The 15125-nt window shown below is 71.9% G+C and carries 13 protein-coding genes; 8 read left to right on the top strand and 5 right to left on the bottom strand.

What is annotated here, in order from left to right:
* The first annotated feature begins 15 nt into the window (after nucleotides 1-15).
* From clpX to IMZ35_RS18545, 3 genes are read left to right on the top strand one after another with little or no spacing between them, the layout of a single operon-like run.
* Nucleotides 16-1296: an ATP-dependent Clp protease ATP-binding subunit ClpX gene (gene clpX / locus IMZ35_RS18555; protein WP_199442383.1), complete on the top strand. Its 1281-nt coding sequence runs from the start codon at nucleotides 16-18 to the stop codon at nucleotides 1294-1296.
* Nucleotides 1297-1313: 17 nt separating this feature from the next.
* Nucleotides 1314-1907, top strand: a complete 594-nt coding sequence (locus IMZ35_RS18550; protein ID WP_199442382.1) for an RBBP9/YdeN family alpha/beta hydrolase — start codon at nucleotides 1314-1316, stop codon at nucleotides 1905-1907.
* A gap of 19 nt (nucleotides 1908-1926) precedes the next feature.
* Entirely contained in the window at nucleotides 1927-2721 is a 795-nt protein-coding gene (locus IMZ35_RS18545) for a class I SAM-dependent methyltransferase (protein ID WP_199442381.1), read from the top strand.
* On the opposite strand, the gene IMZ35_RS18540 is transcribed toward IMZ35_RS18545, so the two are convergent.
* Nucleotides 2699-3640 (bottom strand): alpha/beta hydrolase, encoded by a 942-nt coding sequence (locus IMZ35_RS18540; protein ID WP_199442380.1) that lies wholly within the window; start codon nucleotides 3638-3640, stop codon nucleotides 2699-2701. The genes IMZ35_RS18545 and IMZ35_RS18540 overlap by 23 nt on opposite strands.
* A 328-nt stretch (nucleotides 3641-3968) precedes the next feature.
* A complete protein-coding gene (gene fdhD, locus IMZ35_RS18535; protein ID WP_199442379.1) occupies nucleotides 3969-4793 on the bottom strand; it encodes a formate dehydrogenase accessory sulfurtransferase FdhD in 825 nt (274 codons plus the stop codon).
* A 101-nt stretch (nucleotides 4794-4894) separates the two neighbouring features.
* On the opposite strand from fdhD, the gene IMZ35_RS18530 reads away from it, so the two are divergent.
* From IMZ35_RS18530 to IMZ35_RS18525, 3 genes are read left to right on the top strand one after another with little or no spacing between them, the layout of a single operon-like run.
* Nucleotides 4895-6295 carry an L-lactate MFS transporter gene (locus IMZ35_RS18530; protein ID WP_199442378.1) on the top strand — a complete coding sequence of 467 codons (1401 nt, stop codon included), beginning with the start codon at nucleotides 4895-4897 and terminating at the stop codon, nucleotides 6293-6295.
* Nucleotides 6292-6408, top strand: a complete 117-nt coding sequence (locus IMZ35_RS32270) for an MFS transporter small subunit (RefSeq protein ID WP_438816883.1) — start codon at nucleotides 6292-6294, stop codon at nucleotides 6406-6408. The genes IMZ35_RS18530 and IMZ35_RS32270 overlap by 4 nt, the downstream gene beginning before the upstream one ends.
* A gap of 15 nt (nucleotides 6409-6423) precedes the next feature.
* The gene (locus IMZ35_RS18525; RefSeq protein ID WP_199442597.1) at nucleotides 6424-7983 is read left to right on the top strand and encodes a phytoene desaturase family protein; all 1560 of its coding nucleotides are present in this window, start codon (nucleotides 6424-6426) and stop codon (nucleotides 7981-7983) included.
* A gap of 122 nt (nucleotides 7984-8105) precedes the next feature.
* Here IMZ35_RS18525 and IMZ35_RS18520 read toward each other — a convergent pair whose 3' ends face one another.
* Both IMZ35_RS18520 and IMZ35_RS18515 read right to left on the bottom strand, forming a co-directional pair.
* A complete protein-coding gene (locus IMZ35_RS18520) occupies nucleotides 8106-10397 on the bottom strand; it encodes an FdhF/YdeP family oxidoreductase (RefSeq protein WP_199442377.1) in 2292 nt (763 codons plus the stop codon).
* Between the two features lie 311 nt (nucleotides 10398-10708).
* Complete coding sequence (locus IMZ35_RS18515; RefSeq protein WP_199442376.1) at nucleotides 10709-11473, bottom strand: hypothetical protein; 765 nt, start codon at nucleotides 11471-11473, stop codon at nucleotides 10709-10711.
* A gap of 107 nt (nucleotides 11474-11580) precedes the next feature.
* Between IMZ35_RS18515 and IMZ35_RS18510 the strand changes: the two genes are divergently transcribed.
* Nucleotides 11581-14214 (top strand): valine--tRNA ligase, encoded by a 2634-nt coding sequence (locus tag IMZ35_RS18510; RefSeq protein ID WP_199442375.1) that lies wholly within the window; start codon nucleotides 11581-11583, stop codon nucleotides 14212-14214.
* Nucleotides 14215-14379: 165 nt separating this feature from the next.
* Here IMZ35_RS18510 and IMZ35_RS31790 read toward each other — a convergent pair whose 3' ends face one another.
* Entirely contained in the window at nucleotides 14380-14562 is a 183-nt protein-coding gene (locus tag IMZ35_RS31790; RefSeq protein ID WP_199442374.1) for a hypothetical protein, read from the bottom strand.
* Here IMZ35_RS31790 and IMZ35_RS18500 point away from each other — a divergent pair.
* Nucleotides 14549-15079 (top strand): DUF3152 domain-containing protein, encoded by a 531-nt coding sequence (locus IMZ35_RS18500; RefSeq protein WP_199442373.1) that lies wholly within the window; start codon nucleotides 14549-14551, stop codon nucleotides 15077-15079. The genes IMZ35_RS31790 and IMZ35_RS18500 overlap by 14 nt on opposite strands.
* The last annotated feature ends 46 nt before the right edge of the window (nucleotides 15080-15125 follow it).

The raw sequence follows: 15125 nt of genomic DNA, 5'->3' as shown, positions 1-15125 counted from the left end.
CAGAGGTCAGCGGTCATGGCGCGTATCGGTGACGGCGGCGACCTGCTGAAGTGTTCTTTCTGCGGGAAGAGCCAGAAGCAGGTGAAGAAGCTCATCGCCGGACCCGGTGTCTACATCTGCGATGAGTGCATCGACCTCTGCAACGAGATCATCGAGGAGGAGCTCGCCGAGGCGGGCGACGTCAAGCTCGATGAGTTGCCGAAGCCCGCGGAGATCCACGACTTCCTCGACCAGTACGTCATCGGTCAGAGCGAGGCCAAGCGGACTCTGTCGGTGGCGGTCTACAACCACTACAAGCGCATCCAGGCGGGTGACCGCGGGCGCGAGGGCAGGGACGACGGCGTCGAACTGGCGAAGTCGAACATCCTCATGCTCGGTCCCACCGGGTGCGGCAAGACCTACCTCGCGCAGACGCTGGCGAAGATGCTGAACGTGCCGTTCGCCATCGCCGACGCCACCGCGCTGACCGAGGCGGGCTACGTCGGCGAAGACGTCGAGAACATCCTGTTGAAGCTCATCCAGGCGGCGGACTACGACGTCAAGCGGGCCGAGACCGGGATCATCTACATCGACGAGGTCGACAAAATCGCTCGGAAGAGTGAAAACCCGTCCATCACGCGCGACGTGTCGGGCGAGGGCGTGCAGCAGGCGCTGCTGAAGATCCTGGAGGGCACCACCGCGAGCGTGCCGCCGCAGGGCGGTCGCAAGCACCCGCACCAGGAGTTCATCCAGATCGACACGACGAACGTGCTGTTCATCGTGGCCGGTGCGTTCGCGGGTCTGGAGAAGATCATCCAGGACCGCGTGGGCAAGCGCGGTCTCGGCTTCGGCGCCGAGGTCCGCACGAAGGCCGAGGTCGACGCGGCGGACTACTTCGCCGACTCCATGCCCGAGGACCTGATCAAGTTCGGGCTCATCCCGGAGTTCATCGGCCGTCTGCCGATGGTCGCCAGCGTCACGAACCTGGACAAGCCGTCCCTGGTGAAGATCCTCACCGAGCCGAAGAACGCCCTGGTCAAGCAGTACCAGAAGCTCTTCGAGATGGACGGCGTGGAGCTGGAGTTCACCAGGACCGCCATGGAGGCCGTCGCCGATCAGGCGATCCTGCGCGGTACCGGCGCCCGAGGGCTCCGCGCGATCATGGAGGAGGTGCTGCTGCCGGTGATGTACGACATCCCGAGCCGCACCGACGTCGCCAAGGTCGTCATCACGGAGCAGACGGTCAAGGAGAACGTGAACCCGACGATCGTGGCCCGGCAGCCCAGCCGCCGCGAGCGCCGGGAGAAGTCCGCCTAGGCGGGGGCAGCACGACAGTGGCTTCGCCGTACGTGCTGCTCCTGCCCGGTCTCGGTGGACCGGGCGAGGAGCACTGGCAGAACTGGCTGGCGAGCGAGCTGGCCCGCGACGGTGACCAGGCGGACCTGCCCTGGTTCACCGAGCCCGACGCGCCGGACCGGGAGGTCTGGCTGTCGGAGCTGCGGATGCACCTCGACGCCGCACCACGCGGCGTCGAGCGTGTCGTGGTGGCCCACTCGCTCGCCTGCCTGCTGTGGCTGCACCACGGCGCGCAGGCCGACGTCGACGCCGAACCGGCGCTGCGGGTCGACCGGGTGCTCCTGGTCGCCCCGCTCGGCCCCTCGTTCGACGAGCCGCTGGTCCGCGACTTCCGGCCGGTGCCGCTCGATCCCGCCACGGCGCACCGCGTGGCGCGCGAGACCCGGATGGTCGTCGGCGACGGCGACCCGCGCTGCGAGCTGCACGAGGCGAAGGCCCTGGCCGGGGCGCTGCGGGTCGAGCTGGACGTCGTCCCCGGCGGCCGGCACCTCGACGCCGAGGCCGGGTACGGGCCGTGGCCCGCCGTCCTGGACTGGGTCCGCACCGGCCGCGTGCCGCTCACGGCGCGCTAGAAACGCCGAGCGGAGGCGTGTGAACCGCGACCACGAGTTCGACCTGGTGACCGCGCGGCGGTACCGCGAGCACGTCGAGCCGATCTCCTCCCCGTTCGTGCAGCTCCTCGTCCAGTTCGGTGGCGCGGTCGAGGGCTCCTCGGTGCTCGACCTGGCCTGCGGACCCGGTTTCGTCGCCCTCGCGGCGGCGGAGCACGTCGGGCCGGGCGGCCGGGTGGTGGGCGTCGACGCCGACCCCGCGATGATCGAGGCCGCTGTGGAGTCCGCGGCCGACGGCCGGGTGGAGTGGGTCGTCGCTCGGGCCGACGCGCTGCCGCTGCCGGACGACTCGATCGACGTCGTGCTCTGCCAGCAGGGCGCTCAGTTCTTCCCCGACCTGCCCGCGGCGCTGCGCGAGGCCGCCAGGGTCCTGCGACCGGGAGGACGGCTCGCGGCCACGGTGTGGGCTCCGGTGCAGCGCTCGCCGTACCTGGACGCCCTGACCCACGCCCTGCGCGTCGTCGTGGGCGTGGAGCCGGAGCGGGCTCTCGCGGCGTTCTCCACCGGTGCCGGGCAGCTCGTGGAGTCGGCCGGTGCGGCGGGGTTCGCCGAGGTGGAGGCGCAGGACGTCGTGCGCACGATCCGGTTGCCGGACCTGCCGGAGCACGCAGCGGGTCACCTGTCGGCGCTGCCGCGCAGCGCGTCGGCCGCGCCGGAGGTGCTGGCCGCGGCGGCACGGGCCATCACCGATCGGATGAGCGAGCACCGCGGCCCGGACGGCGCGGTCGAGGTGGTCTTCACGTCGGTGCTGCTCACGGCCCGGCTGCCCCGGTAGCGCCGAGCGGCGCGGAGGCCGCTGGCACGTGCCGGCCGAGGAAGCGCACCACGTCCGCCACGACCGAGCGGTAGAACGCGTCGTCGTGCGTGCCGGGCGTGATCGACGCGACGGCTGGCCGGGCGGCCGAGACGAACCGGCGGGTGCCCTCGACGAACGTGTCGCGGTTCCCGGCCCACACGCCCACCGGGGTGCCCACGAGGGCGTCGACGTGGCGCAGCGGGTCCAGCGACGCCCACACCAGCGAGTTGGTGAACGCGCGGCGCTCGCTCATCTCCTGCCACGTGGTGATGAGGGCGGGGGAGATCGCGGCGACCGCGTCGGCGGGACGGCGGCGCTCGGTGCGGCGCCGACCGTAGAGCAGGGCGCCGAAGCCGCCCATCGACACGCCGGCGCAGGCGAACGGCACGCCGTCCGCGCCGCCCAGACCGCGTTCCCGCAGCCACGCGGGCACCTCGTCCAGCAGCATCGCCATCGGGTCGTCGCCGGGCACGTTCTCGTGCCAGTAGTGGTCACCGCCGTCCACCGCGACCAGCCCGAACGGCGGCACGGAGCCGCGCGCGACCGCCGAGTTCAGCGTCTCGTGGATGTTGCCCACCATCGAGTGACGGGCCGAGCCGGTGCGGCCGTGCAGCAGCAGCGACATCGGCAGCCCGGCCGCGGGAACGCCCGCGGGCAGCACGGTCACCAGGTCGACCACCCGGCCGCGGGACCGCGAGCGGACGCGCTCGGTCCGCACGACCGGCGACGTGCCGATCCGCGTCGCGCCGACCGCGCCGGGCACCCCCGGCGGGACCGGGCCCGCGGGCAGGTGACCGGTGGAGGCGGTGACCGCGGCACCGGTCGTCACCAGACCGAGCGCGGCGAGCACCGTCCGACGGGACACGCGACCGGCCGAGGGGGCGCTCCGCGTGTCCATTTCTCACCCCTTCGCGGTGCTCTCACCTCACCATCGCGCGCGGAGGTGTGCCCGTTTCACGCGGTGACGTTCACGCGGTGACGTTCACGCGGTGACGTTCACGCGGTGACACCGTCGTCCCGAAGATCCCGGACGTCCTGTTCGGAGCACCCGAACCAGCGCAGCACCCCGTCGGTGTGCTCACCGGGGGCGGGCACCGCGCCGGGCGTCCAGGACCACCCCGTCGGAGTCCACGGGCGGCCGCCCACGAACCGGACCGGGCCGGGTCGCGCGCGGCACGGCCACGGCCTGCGCCGGGCCGACGACGAGCACCCCTCCGGGGGCGGCGTCATCCGGCGATCCGCTGCGCGCCCGAGTAGACGTTCATGGAGTCGCCGCGCAGGAACCCGATCAGCGTCATGCCCTGCTCCTCGGCCAGCTCGGCGGCCAGCGACGACGGCGCGGACACCGCGGACAGCACCGGCACGCCCGCCATCGACGCCTTCTGCACCAGCTCGAACGACGCGCGCCCGGAGACCATGAGCACGGTGCCCGGCAGCGGCACCCGGTCGTTCAGCACGGCCCAGCCCAGCACCTTGTCCACGGCGTTGTGCCTGCCCACGTCCTCGCGGACCACCAGCGGCTCGCCCCGCGCGGTGAACAGCCCGGCCGCGTGCAGACCGCCGGTGCTGGCGAACACCCTCTGCTGCTCGCGCAACGCGTCCGGCAACCCGGCCAGCACGTCCACCGACACGCGCGTCTCGTCACCGGAGGGGGAGAAGCGGGTCTTGAGCTTCACCGCGTCCAGCGCCGCCTTGCCGCACACCCCGCACGACGAGGTCGTGTAGAAGTTCCGCTCCACGCCGGGGTCCGGCTCGGGCACGCCGGGTGCGAGCGCCAGGTCGAGGACGTTGTAGGTGTTCTCCCCGTCCGGCCCGGTGCCCTCGCAGAACCGCGCCGTCGAGACGTCTCCCGGCGAGCCGATCACGCCCTCGCTGAGCAGGAACCCGTGGGCGAGTTCCACGTCCTTGCCGGGAGTGCGCATGGTGACGGCCAGCGCCTTCCCGTTCACGCGGATCTCCAGCGGCTCCTCGGCCGCGAGCGAGTCCACCTTCCGCTTCCCGTCCTTGCCCGTGTACTTGATCACGGGACGACGCACGGTAACCCTGCCCATGCCGTTCACCTCCTGCGAGACGATCCTGCCACTGGTCGCGAAAACGTGTTCGTTCGGCGAAGAACACGCTTCGCGCCACTTCCTTAGGATGATCACTGCGTATGTTGCCTCCGAAATCATTTTCACGTTTCAGGAGGTGTCGGACAGTGGGGTTCCTCGACCGCTCCAGGACGGTGGCGCCGCCGGACTGGAACCGCTGGCTGATCCCGCCAGCGGCCCTCTCGGTGCACCTGTCGATCGGCCAGGCGTACGCCTGGAGCGTCTTCAAGACGCCGTTGCAGGAAGCGCTGGGGCTGAGCGGCACGCAGAGCGCACTGCCCTTCCAGCTCGCCATCGTCATGCTCGGCCTGTCGGCCGCCTTCGGCGGCACCCTGGTCGAGAAGAACGGCCCGCGCTGGGCGATGTTCGTCTCGCTGGTGTGCTTCTCCTCCGGCTTCCTGATCTCCGCCCTGGGCGCGTCGACCGGCCAGTTCTGGCTGATCGTCCTCGGCTACGGCTTCGTGGGCGGCGTCGGCCTGGGCATCGGCTACATCTCGCCGGTCTCCACGCTGATCAAGTGGTTCCCGGACCGCCCCGGCATGGCCACCGGCATCGCCATCATGGGCTTCGGCGGCGGCGCGCTCATCGCGTCACCCTGGTCCAGCGAGATGCTCTCCGCGTTCGGCGGGGACCAGTCGGGCATCGCGCGGTCGTTCCTGGTCCACGGCGTCGTGTACGCGGCGTTCATGACGCTGGGCGTGCTGCTGATCCGCGTGCCGGCCGAGGGCTGGCGGCCCGCCGGGTGGGAGCCGGCCGGGGCAGCCGCCGGGAAGCTGATCACCACGGCGAACGTCTCGGCGCGCAACGCCATCAGGACGCCGCAGTTCTGGCTGCTGTGGGTCGTGCTGTGCTTCAACGTCACCGCGGGCATCGGCATCCTGGAGAAGGCGGCGCCGATGATCGTCGACTTCTTCGCGGACAGCGCCACCCCGGTGGCCGCCGCGGCCGCCGCCGGGTTCGTCGCCCTGCTGTCGCTCGCGAACATGGCCGGCCGCTTCGTCTGGTCGTCGACCTCCGACCTCGTGGGCCGCAAGAACGTCTACCGGGTCTACCTGGGCGTCGGCGCGCTGATGTACCTCCTCATCGTGCTCGCGGGCACCAGTTCCACGACGGTGTTCGTCGCCGCGGCGATGATCATCCTGTCCTTCTACGGCGGCGGCTTCGCCACGATCCCCGCCTACCTGAAGGACCTGTTCGGCACCTACCAGGTCGGCGCCATCCACGGCCGCCTGCTCACCGCGTGGTCCACCGCCGGTGTGCTCGGGCCGCTGATCGTCAACTGGATCGCCGACGGCCAGAAGGAGGCCGGCAAGACCGGAGCCGACCTCTACACGACCTCGCTGTTCATCATGATCGGCCTGCTCGTGGTCGGCTTCGCCGCCAACGAGCTCGTGCGTCCGGTGGCCGCGAGGTTCCACGAGCCCGCCGCCGAGAGGGCCGGCGCGGAAGGGGTGTCGAAGTGAGCGCGGACAAGCAGCGGATCGTCCTGGTGATCGCCTGGCTGTGGGTGGGTGTTCCGCTGCTCTACGGCCTGGTGGAACTCGTGCGAAAGGCCACGGCGCTCTTCTCGGGCTAATCTCGGTCGGTGACGATCAACACGCACCACGACGTGGTGGTGGTCGGCGGCGGGCACAACGCACTCGTCGCCGCCGCCTACCTCGCCGGGGCGGGCCGATCGGTGCTCGTCCTGGAGAAGCTGGGCCACGTCGGTGGCGCGGCGGTCAGCGCCGAGCCCTTCGCCGGGATCTCGGCGCGGTTGTCGCGCTACTCCTACCTCGTGAGCCTGCTGCCGGACCGGATCGTGTCGGACCTGGGCCTGCGGCTGAGCCTGAGGTCCCGCGCCGTGTCGTCCTACACGCCGGTCAGGGACGGCGACCGGGCCTCCGGCCTGCTCGTGGAGCGCGAGCCGGGCGAGGCCACCGCGGCGTCCTTCCGCGAGATCACCGGATCGCGCCTGGACCACGAGCGCTGGTTGCGCTTCACCCACGACCTCGGCGTGCTGGCCCGCGCCGTCGCGCCCACCCTGCTGGAGCCGCTGCTGTCGCGGGAGCACGCGCGGCTGCGCGTCGACTCGGTGGCCAGGTACCGGCTGTGGGAGCAGATCTTCGAGCGTCCGCTGGGGGAGACCCTGGAGGAGCTGTTCACCGACGACCTCGTGCGCGGTGTCGTCGCCACCGACGCGCTGATCGGCACGCACGCGTCGCTGCGGTCGGACGACCTCGTCGCCAACCGCTGCTTCCTCTACCACGTGATCGGCAACGGCACGGGGGAGTGGCGGGTGCCCGTCGGCGGCATGGGCGCGGTCACCGCCGAGCTGATCAGGGCGGCCCGCACGGCGGGCGCGACGATCGTGACCGGCGCCGAGGTGACCCGCGTCGACGTCGACGGCCGTTCCGCCGAGGTGACGTACTCCACCGACGAGGGTGAGGAGGTCGCCGGGGCGCGGTACGTGCTCTCTGGTGTCGCCCCGCCGGTGCTGGACCGGCTGCGCGGCGCGAGGGCGTCCTCCTCGGCGGAGGGTGCACAGCTGAAGGTCAACATGTTGCTCACCGGGCTGCCGAGGCTGCGCAGCGGCGTGGACCCGCGCGTCGCGTTCGCCGGGACGTTCCACCTGGACGAGTCCTACCGGCAGCTGGAGACGGCGTACGCGGAGAGCGCGGCGGGTCGCGTCCCGAGCGTGCTCCCGGCCGAGCTGTACTGCCACTCGCTGACCGACCCGTCGATCCTCGGACCGGAGCTGGTGGAGCGCGGCTGGCACACGCTCACCCTCTTCGGCCTGCACACGCCGGCCACCCTGTTCGACGACCGCAACGACGACCTGCGCGGCCGGTTGGCGGGCCGCTACCTGCACGCGCTGAACGAGCACCTGGCCGAGCCGATCGAGTCGATGCTGGCGAGCGACGTCAACGGCGTGCCGTGCATCGAGGCCCGCACGCCGCTGGACCTGGAGTTCGAGCTGGGACTGCCGCGCGGCAACATCTTCCACGGCGACCTGGCCTGGCCGTTCGCCGAGTCCGAGGCGGAGGTGGGCCGCTGGGGCGTGGAGACCGAGGTGGCGAACCTGCTGGTCTGCGGCAGCGGCGCGCGCCGGGGCGGCGCGGTGAGCGGCATCGGCGGCCACAACGCGGCGATGGCCGTGCTGGAGCGCTGAGCCGGCGGCCCTGGTGCGTCACCGGCAGGACGAGCTGCTGGCGGAGGCCGCGGTCGCGCGGCTGCGCCGGGGGCGCGGGTGGTGGCGGAGGCTCCTGGCCCCGCCACCACCCGCGGAGCCCGTCAGGAGCGCTTCTCCAGGCGGATCACGATCGACTTCGACGTCGGGGTGTTCGACGTCTGCGCCGTCGAGTCCAGCGGGACCAGCGAGTTGGCCTCCGGGAAGTACGCCGCCGCGCAGCTCCGCGCGGTCGGGTACGACACGATCCGGAAGCTCTCGGCTCGCCGCTCGGTGACCCCGGTCGGGTCCTCCGGCCACTCGCTGACCAGGTCGACCACCTCGCCGTCGGCGAAGCCCAGCGCCGCGAGGTCCTCGGGGCTCACCAGCACCACGCGCCGCCCGTCCTTCACGCCGCGGTAGCGGTCGTCCAGGCCGTAGATCGTGGTGTTGTACTGGTCGTGGCTGCGCATCGTCTGGAGCAGCAGACGCCCCTCGGGGACCCGCAGGACGGTCAGCTCGTTGGCCGTGAAGTTGGCCTTCCCGGTCTTCGTGGCCTTGAACTCGCGGGCGTCGCGCGGCGCGTGCGGCAGCACGAAGCCGTCCGGGAGGCGGACCCGCTCGTTGTAGTCCGCGCAGCCGGGGACGACGCGGGAGATCCGGTCGCGGATCGTGTCGTAGTCCTTCTCGAACTCCTCCCACGGCACGGGGTGCTCGGGGCCGAGCAGCGTGCGGGCCAGCCGCGACACGATCGCGATCTCCGACAGCAGGTGCTCGGAGGCGGGCTGGACGCGACCGCGCGAGCGGTGCACGACCGACATGGAGTCCTCGACGGTCACGAACTGCTCGCCCGACGCCTGGAGGTCGCGCTCGGTGCGACCCAGCGTGGGCAGCACCAGCGCGGTGCGGCCCGTCACGACGTGCGAGCGGTTGAGCTTGGTCGACACGTGCACGGTCAGCGAGCACGAGCGCAGCGCGGCCTCGGTGACCCCGGTGTCCGGCGTGGCGGAGGCGAAGTTGCCGCCGACGGCCACGAACACCTTCGCCCGCCCGTCGCGCATGGCGCGGATGCCCGACACGGTGTCGTGGCCGTGCTCGCGGGGCACCGGGATGCCGAACTCGCGCTCCAGCGCTCCGAGGAACTCCTCGGGCATCTTCTCCCAGATGCCCATCGTGCGGTCGCCCTGCACGTTGGAGTGCCCGCGCACGGGGCACAGCCCGGCGCCCGGCTTGCCGATCATGCCGCGCGCCAGCACGACGTTCGCGATCTCGCGGATCGTCGGCACCGAGTGCTTGTGCTGGGTGAGGCCCATCGCCCAGCACACGATGGTGCGCTCGGAGTCGGCGAACATCCGCGCCACGCGGGTGATCTGCTCGCGGCTCAGGCCGGTGGCCTCGTCCACGCTGTCCCAGTCGAGTTCGCGAACGTGCGCCGCGTACTCGGCGAAGCCGTGGGTGTACCGCGCGACGAACTCCTCGTCGACCGCGCCCCACTCCAGCAGGAGGTTGCCGATCGCCTGGAAGAACGCCTGGTCGCCACCGATCTTGATCTGGCAGAACTCGTCGGTCAGCTGGGTGCCCCGGCCGACGAGGCCGCGCACGTTCTGCGGGTTCTTGAACCGCATCAGCCCGGCCTCGGGCAGCGGGTTCACCGAGATGATCTTCGCGCCGTTGCCCTTGGCCTCCTCCAGCGCGGACAGCATCCGCGGGTGGTTGGTGCCGGGGTTCTGGCCCACGACGACGATCAGGTCGGCGTCGTGGATGTCGGTGATGCTCACCGAGCCCTTGCCGATGCCGGTCGTCTCGGACAGCGCCGCGCCCGAGGACTCGTGGCACATGTTGGAGCAGTCGGGCAGGTTGTTCGTGCCGTAGGAGCGCACCAGGAGCTGGTAGAGGAACGCTGCCTCGTTGCTCGTTCGCCCCGAGGTGTAGAACAGCGCCTCGTTCGGATCGGCCAGGGCGCGCAGCTCGCCCGCGATCAGCTCGAACGCGTCGTCCCACTCGATCGGCTCGTAGTGGGTCGCGCCCTCGCGCAGCACCATCGGCCGGGTGATGCGGCCCTGCTGACCCAGCCAGTAGTCGGTCTTGCCGGCCAGCTCGGCGATCGGGTGCCGGGCGAAGAACTCGGGGTCGACGCGCCGGCGGGTGGCCTCCTCGGCGACCGCCTTGGCCCCGTTCTCGCAGAACTCGGCCATCTTGCGGTGACCCCGGCCCTCGGGCCACGCGCAGCCGGGGCAGTCGAAGCCCTCGCGCTGGTTGAGCAGGCGCAGGGTGTTCGCCGTGCGGGCGACGCCCATCTGCTCGACACCGCGCTGGAGGGACACGAGCACGCCGGGTATGCCGGCGGCCCACTGCTTCGGCGTGCTCACGTCGAGCTGTGACTCGTCCACGTCGTGCCGAGGCGGCCTCGTCGTCATGACGACATCTTCCGCCTCACCGCCCGTTCGAGCCAGGGGGACGTCCCCTCGCGCGCCCGTGCCGCCGGCGCACCCCGCGCGAGTGCGCCGACGGCAGTGGACCGGTGCGCGAGCGCCACCACGGGCCCCAAGGGGTTGTGCCGAGTCCGTGCCGACGTCTCGTCCACTGTGGACGACGCGTCCCCGTGCTTGCCGATCGGTTCAATTGTGACGTGGGTCACTAGTGCTGACCAGCGGCTCTTCGGGTGAGCGGTCAGCGAGCGCACCCGTCCTCCCGGCTCAGCGGCTGGTCCAGGTCGAAGTAGTGGTCGTCACCGTGCGCGGTGCACGGACACGACGTCCATCGGGGACAGGACCGTCTGCGACTCGCCGGGCCGGAAGGCGTAGCTGAACGCGTAGTCGGTGTGCACCACCAGCTGACCGGGCCCGGCCTGCTCGGCCCACGTGCGGCCCTTCACCCTCGGGGACGCCGGCAGCAGGGTCGACCCGCTCCGCACGCGCGTCGCGTACGACGCCGCCACCTGGTCCTGACCGCCGGCGAACAGCGGTTCGACCTGCGCGCGGTGGTCGGGAGCGAGCAGGGGGAGGAACGCCGACGGGTCGTGCCGCTCCAGCATCGACCGGTCGAGCCTGCTCGCCACCGGCACCCGCCGGACCCGCTCGCAGGCGTCGGCCACCTGCTCGGCGGCGAAGTCGCCGACCGGCGCGGCGGCCGGGGGGACGACGCCCGCCTCGCCCTCGGCCCACGAGGCGGCCGGCGTCCCGGTGAACGGCCGTTCGGGGTCGAACGCCGGGGTCGCGGTCGTGCCCGTCTCCGTCTCCGTCCCCGTCTCCGTCGTCGGAGAGGCGGCGGCCCGGTCCGGCAGCAGCGGGTCCAGGACGCCCCGCTGGTGCAGGCCGACCAGCAGCACCCCGACCGATGCGACGGAGATCGCCGCGACGAGCGCGCCGCTGTGCGCCGGCAGCCGGGCGCGGCGGCGCGTCCGGCGGGCGTCGCGCCTCGCCCGCCGGTTCGCCGCGCGGATCCAGGCCCCGTCCCGCAGGTCGGGGTGGTCGTCGATGTCGTGCGTGTCCACGGGTGGCTCCCGGATTCGTGCTGACCTGGACGTGATCGGGCGCGGGAGGCGCGGCGTTATCAGGTATCGGCTGCCGAGTCGACGGCCGACCTTCGTAGACTTGGGGGGTGACCGAGAACCACACGACACCGCAGCGTCCCGAACTCCCTCCGTCGTGGAACCCGACGGAGGTAGAGGGCGAGCTGTACCGGTCGTGGGTCGACCGCGGCTACTTCACCGCCGACGCGAGCAGCGACAAGCCGCCGTTCACCATCGTGCTCCCGCCGCCCAACGTCACCGGCAGCCTGCACGTGGGTCACGCCCTCAACCACAGCGTCATGGACGCCCTCACCCGGCGCCGCCGGATGCAGGGGTACGAGGTGCTGTGGCTGCCCGGCATGGACCACGCGGGCATCGCCACGCAGAACGCCGTGGAGCGCGACCTCGCGCACTCCGGCATGTCGCGCCACGACCTGGGCCGCGAGAAGTTCGTCGAGCGCGTGTGGGAGTGGAAGGCCGAGTACGGCGGCCGCATCCTCGACCAGATGCGCCGCCTCGGCGACGGGGTGGACTGGAGCCGCGAGCGCTTCACGATGGACGAGGGCCTGTCGCAGGCCGTGCAGACGATCTTCAAGAGGCTGTTCGACGACGGCCTGATCTACCGCGCCGAGCGCATCATCAACTGGTGCCCGCGGTGCCAGACGGCGCTGTCGGACATCGAGGTCGACCACTCAGACGACGACGGCGAGCTCGTCTCCATCCGCTACGGCGAGGGCGAGAACTCCATCGTCGTCGCCACCACGCGCGCCGAGACGATGCTCGGCGACACGGCCATCGCCGTGCACCCCTCCGACGAGCGCTACCAGCACCTGATCGGCACCGAGGTCGAGGTGCCGCTGACCGGTCGCCGCGTGCCGATCGTGGCCGACGAGCACGTGGACCCGGAGTTCGGCACGGGCGCGGTGAAGGTGACCCCGGCCCACGACCCGAACGACTTCGAGATCGGCCAGCGCCACGGCCTGCCGAACCTCACGATCATGGACGGCCGCGCGAACATCACCGCGCCGGGTCCGTTCGAGGGGCTCGACCGGTTCGAGGCGCGTCCCGCCGTGGTCGCCGCGCTGCGCGACGAGGGCCGCGTCGTCGCCGAGAAGCGCCCGTACGTGCACTCGGTGGGCCACTGCTCGCGCTGCAACACCGTCGTGGAGCCGCGCCTGTCGCTCCAGTGGTGGGTGAGGGTCGAGCCGCTGGCGAAGGCCGCCGGTGACGCCGTGCGCGACGGCCGCACCACCGTGCACCCGCCCGAGATGACCAAGCGGTACTTCGACTGGGTGGACAACCTCCACGACTGGTGCATCTCGCGCCAGCTCTGGTGGGGCCACCGCATCCCCGTCTGGTACGGCCCCGCCGGCGAGGTCGTGTGCGTCGGTCCCGACGAGGAGCCGCCCACCGGCGAGGGCTGGTACCAGGACGAGGACGTGCTGGACACGTGGTTCTCGTCCGGCCTGTGGCCGTTCTCCACGCTGGGCTGGCCCGCGAAGACCGACGACCTGGCGAAGTTCTACCCCACGTCGGTGCTGTCCACGGGCTACGACATCCTCTTCTTCTGGGTCACCAGGATGATGATGTTCGGCCTCTACGCGATGGACGACGCCCAGCCGTTCGACCACGTCTACCTGCACGGACTGGTGCGCGACGCCAACGGCAAGAAGATGTCGAAGTCGGTCGGCAACGTCGTCGACCCGCTGGAGTGGATGGACACCTACGGCGCCGACGCCACCCGGTTCACGCTGCTGCGCGGCGCGAACCCCGGCTCCGACCTGGCCGTGGCCGAGGAGTGGGCCGCCGGGTCCCGCAGCTTCACCACGAAGCTGTGGAACGCCACCAGGTTCGCGCTGTCCAACGGCGCCACCACCGACCGCCCGGTGCCGCCCCGCGAGGAGCTGACCGACGCCGACCGCTGGATCCTCGACCTGCTCGACCAGCTCGTGTCCGACGTCGACGAGCAGTTCGAGGCCTTCCAGTTCGCCAGGGTCTGCGAGGCGCTCTACCACTTCACGTGGGACGAGTTCTGCGACTGGTACCTGGAGCTGTCCAAGGTCCAGATCGCCGAGGGCGGCGCGCGCGCCGAGAGCACGCAGGCGGTGCTGGGCCACGTGCTCGACGTGGTGCTGCGGCTCCTGCACCCGCTCACGCCGTTCGTGACCGAGACGCTGTGGACGACGCTGACCGGCGGCGAGTCGCTGGTGATCGCGCCGTGGCCGACGACCACCGGCGCCGAGCGCGACGCCGTCGCCGCCGAGCGGATCGACGGCGTGAAGAAGCTCGTCACCGAGATCCGCCGCTTCCGCTCCGAGCAGGGCATCAAGCCGTCGGCGAAGGTGGCCGGCAAGGTGCGTGGCGCGTGCTGCGTCGACCTGGCCGACCAGGTGCCGTCCGTGCGGTCGCTCACCAGGCTCACCGAGCCCGGTGACGAGTTCGCGGTGACCGTGCAGCTGGAGGTGGCCCTCGCGAAGGGCGCGGTGAAGGTGGAGCTGGACACGTCCGGCGCCATCGACGTCGAGGCCGAGCGCAAGCGTCTGAGCAAGGACCTCGCCGTCGCGGAGAAGGAGTTCGCCCAGACCGGGGCGAAGCTGAACAACCCCGCCTTCACCGACAAGGCCCCGGCGGACGTGGTCGCGAAGGTGCAGGGCCGCCGGGACGCCGCCGCCGCCGAGATCGAGCGGGTCAACGCCCGTCTCGCGGCGCTGCCGCAGGCGTAGTCCCGTGCGGTGCGGTGGGGCGGAGATCACTGCCCCACCGCACTTCACGGTGATCAGCGCCGCTCTGTGGTGAGCTGGTCGCGTGGACGCGATCTCCCCGCTGCGAGTGGTACTGGTGCTGGCCGTCGCCGTGGCCCTGATCTCGTGCGAGGTCCCCCGCCCGCGCTACGCGCAGCCCTCGTCGTCGGCTCCGGTGGCCGAGCCGTCCCCCGCGTCCGCGCTCCCGCCCGCGCCCGCGTCGCCGTCCGTGTCATCGCCCGCGTCGTCGCCGTCCGCGTCGTCGTCGCCCGCGTCGTCCAGCGCTCCTCCTCCGCCGTCGGCCGCCGTTCCGGTGGTGCGACGCGCCACCGGGGCGTTCACCGCCGCGCCCGGTGGGCAGGAGGCGCCGTCCGCGCCGCACGTCGTCCGCTACGTCGTCGAGGTGGAGCAGGGCCTGCCGGAGGCTCCGGAGGCGTTCGCCGCCGACGTGCAGCGCATCCTGTCCGACCCGCGGAGCTGGAGCCACACCGGTGACGTGGCGTTCCAGCGGGTCGCCGGGACGGACGCCGACCTGCGCGTCACCCTCGCCTCGCCCGAGACCGTCGACGCCCTGTGCGCCCCGCTGAACACCGCGGGCGAGGTGTCCTGCTTCGCGAACGGCCGGGCCGTGATCAACCAGGCGCGCTGGGAGCTGGGCGTCCCGCACTTCAGCACGGGGCTCACCGCCTACCGCGAGTACCTGGTCAACCACGAGGTCGGTCACGGCCTGGGCCACCAGCACACCCCGTGCCCCGGCCCCGGACTCCCGGCGCCGGTGATGCTCCAGCAGACCTACGGCCTGGACGGCTGCCTGCCCAACGGCTGGCCCGCCACGACCGGCGGCTGACCGGCGTGGACGCCTTCCGGGCGCTGGTCGCGTCTGGTCGTAGACT

The organism is Umezawaea beigongshangensis (assembly GCF_016464305.1).
GTDB lineage: Bacteria > Actinomycetota > Actinomycetes > Mycobacteriales > Pseudonocardiaceae > Umezawaea_A > Umezawaea_A beigongshangensis.
Note: the sequence above shows the minus strand (reverse complement) of the source record. Positions and strands in the feature narration are given on the sequence as shown.